Here is a 2,593-nt window from a genome sequence, read left to right on the forward strand (position 1 = left end):
AGGACCAGCCGCCACACGAGTACGCCGTCAATGGAATTAATCCGCTGGCCGCGCCCCGCGCCCATGATGTCGCCAACGCCGCGTTGTTCCTCTCCTCTGAGCTGGCTGCCCGCATCACCGGTCAGACACTCGTCGTCGACGGCGGCGCGACCATTCAGCAGCTGTGGGGGCTGCCCGCATCATCGATCCCGCCGAACCCGGATGACGCGATGCCGGAATTCATGAAACCTGGACGGTTGGGCAGCTAGCGCCACTGGCGCTGGTGAACCGTCGGCAGGCCTGGCAACGAGCTTCTCCCCTTGAGCACATACGGGGTGCCTCACCGCGCCAACCCCTGCGGTTGAGATCGTCTCTTGCATTTCGTAACCTTGTTCCGTAACGTCGATACAAAACAATAATGCACTACGGCCGAAGGAGTCTCATGAGCGGACCAGTCACCTATCGTCGCGACGAGTCCATCGCGGTGATCACGATGGACGACGGGAAGGTCAATGCGCTGGGGCCGACCATGCTGCAGGCCCTCAACGAGGCGCTCGACAACGCCGATCGCGACGACGTCGGCGCGGTGGTAATCGCCGGCAATCACCGGGTGTTCAGCGGTGGGTTTGACCTCAAGATCTTGAAAGCCGGCGAGGTGCAGCCGGCAATCGACATGTTCAGGGGCGGATTCGAACTGTCGTACCGGCTGCTGTCTTACCCGAAGCCGGTGGTCATGGCATGCACCGGCCCGGCCATCGCGATGGGGGCATTCCTGTTGTGCAGTGGCGATCACCGAATCGCCGCACCGGGATACAACATTCAGGCCAATGAGGTCGCCATCGGAATAGTCCTACCGTATGCGGCCGTGGCGATCATGAAGCTGCGTCTCACGCCGTCGGCTTATCAGCAGGCGGTCGGGCTGTCCAAGGTGTTCTTCGGCGAGATCGCCCTGGCCGCGGGGTTTATCGACGAGATGGACCTACCGGCGGCGGTGCTCAGTCGCGCCGAGGAGGCTGCCCTGGAATTCACCAAGCTCAATCTGGGCGCACATGCGGCCAGCAAGGTGCGCGCCCGCGCCGATGCGCTCCAGGAGCTTCGCGCCGGAATAGAGGCAGTGCCAGCCGAATTCGGTGCCCAGTAGAACTGGATGCCCAGGCCGAAGCAGCGCACCCCAGAGCTTCGCGATCGAGTGCTGCGGGTCGCGGTCTCGACATTGAACCAGGACGGTCTTTCGGGGTTCACTACCCGGCGGGTGGCCGAGCAGGCCGGCACCTCGGTGCCCGCGGTGTACGAGTTGTTCGGCGACAAGTCCGGGCTGGTGCGCGCGGTGTTCTTCGAGGGATTCCGGATGCTTGGCCGCCGGCTGCTCGCCGTGCCCGAGACGGACGACGCGGTCGCCGACGTGCAGCGGCTCATTCCGGTGTTCCGCCGGTTCTGCCTTGACTATCCGGCGCTGGCCCGGGTGATGTTCTCGCGACCCTTCCAGGATTTCGACCCCGGCCCCGAGGAACTCGCGGCGTCGCCGTCGGTGCGAGAGATCTTCGTCAGCAGAATCAAGCGGTGCATCGTTACCGGGCTGCTCACCGGAGACCCGGTCGATATCGCGCACGTATTGCTTGCTCTGGCACAGGGTTTGGCGGTTCAGGAGGGTGGCCGCTGGCTGGGCAAGTCGAAGGCGTCGGTGAACCGGCGCTGGGAGGTTGGGGTGACCGGGATTCTGCGGGGCTTTGCGCGCTGAAGTTCCGGCCGGGCGACGATTCAGCCCCCGGCGGCCTCGGCCGCAGCTCGTTTGGCTGGACGAAGACTCACCGCGTGTCGCGGACTGACCCCTACATCTGCTGAGCCGGCTTCAGCACGCTGAACACTGCGCCCTGCGGGTCGGTCAAGACAGCCGACCGGCCCACCGACGGGATGTCGAACGGCTCGGCCATGACGTGCCCGCCCCCCTCGGTCGCCTTGGTCGCTGTGGCGTCGGCATCGTCGACGGCGAAGTAGACGTGCCAATGGTTGGGCACACCTTGCATCGGCGGTTCCGTGCAACCGCCGACATCGTTTCCACCGACCTTGAGCAGCGTGTACTTCTGACCTGGTGCCATCTCCACAGCGGAGTGCGTCAAGCCGACCACGGCCTCGTAGAAGGCCAGCGCCGATTCCGGCTTGTCCGTGATCAATTCGTTCCAGATAGGCGCGCCTGACTCGCCGACCAGCGTCGCGCCGATGTGGCGGTTGGCCTGCCACAGCCCCACGGCCGGGCCGGTCGGATCGGCGACGAAGGCCATCCGGCCGGCTTCGCCGATATCGACGGGTGCCATCAGCACCTGCCCACCCGCGGGTCCCACCTTGTCGACCGCCGCATCGACGTCGTCCACCGCGATGTAGGTGTTCCACATCGGTGGCCTGCCCTCTGGTGCACCCGGCGGCATCGGCGCGATCGCCGCCACCGTTTCTCCGTTCACCGTGGCCATGGAGTACACACCGCCTTGAGGCATCGGGTTGTCGTCGTAACTCCAGCCCAATAGCGATGCGTAGAACTGCTTAGCCGCGGACTGATCGGTGGTTTGCAGGTCGACCCAGTTCGGCGTGCCCTGGGCGTATTGGCTTAACTTAGGCATGA

At 65.0% G+C, this 2,593-nt stretch carries 4 protein-coding genes; 3 read left to right on the top strand and 1 reads right to left on the bottom strand.

Translation table 11 applies throughout. From position 1 onward, the window contains the following. The 3 genes from ACLQI9_RS23935 to ACLQI9_RS23945 all read left to right on the top strand — a co-directional run. Nucleotides 1–248, top strand: a 248-nt coding sequence (locus ACLQI9_RS23935; protein WP_442392296.1) for an SDR family oxidoreductase, incomplete at its 5' end; no start/stop codon positions are given. 173 nt (nt 249–421) lie between these two features. Next, nucleotides 422–1,120, top strand: coding sequence for a crotonase/enoyl-CoA hydratase family protein (locus ACLQI9_RS23940; RefSeq protein WP_324443820.1), 699 nt, complete (start codon nt 422–424; stop codon nt 1,118–1,120). Between the two features lie 6 nt (nt 1,121–1,126). Beyond that, a complete protein-coding gene (locus ACLQI9_RS23945) occupies nt 1,127–1,717 on the top strand; it encodes a TetR/AcrR family transcriptional regulator (RefSeq protein WP_324443822.1) in 591 nt (196 codons plus the stop codon). A gap of 91 nt (nt 1,718–1,808) precedes the next feature. Here the strand turns inward: ACLQI9_RS23945 and ACLQI9_RS23950 are convergent, their stop codons facing one another. Further along, complete coding sequence (locus ACLQI9_RS23950) at nt 1,809–2,591, bottom strand: VOC family protein (RefSeq protein WP_442392297.1); 783 nt, start codon at nt 2,589–2,591, stop codon at nt 1,809–1,811. Nucleotides 2,592–2,593: the final 2 nt, after the last annotated feature.

This window comes from Mycobacterium sp., from assembly GCF_052143115.1.
Classification (GTDB): domain Bacteria; phylum Actinomycetota; class Actinomycetes; order Mycobacteriales; family Mycobacteriaceae; genus Mycobacterium.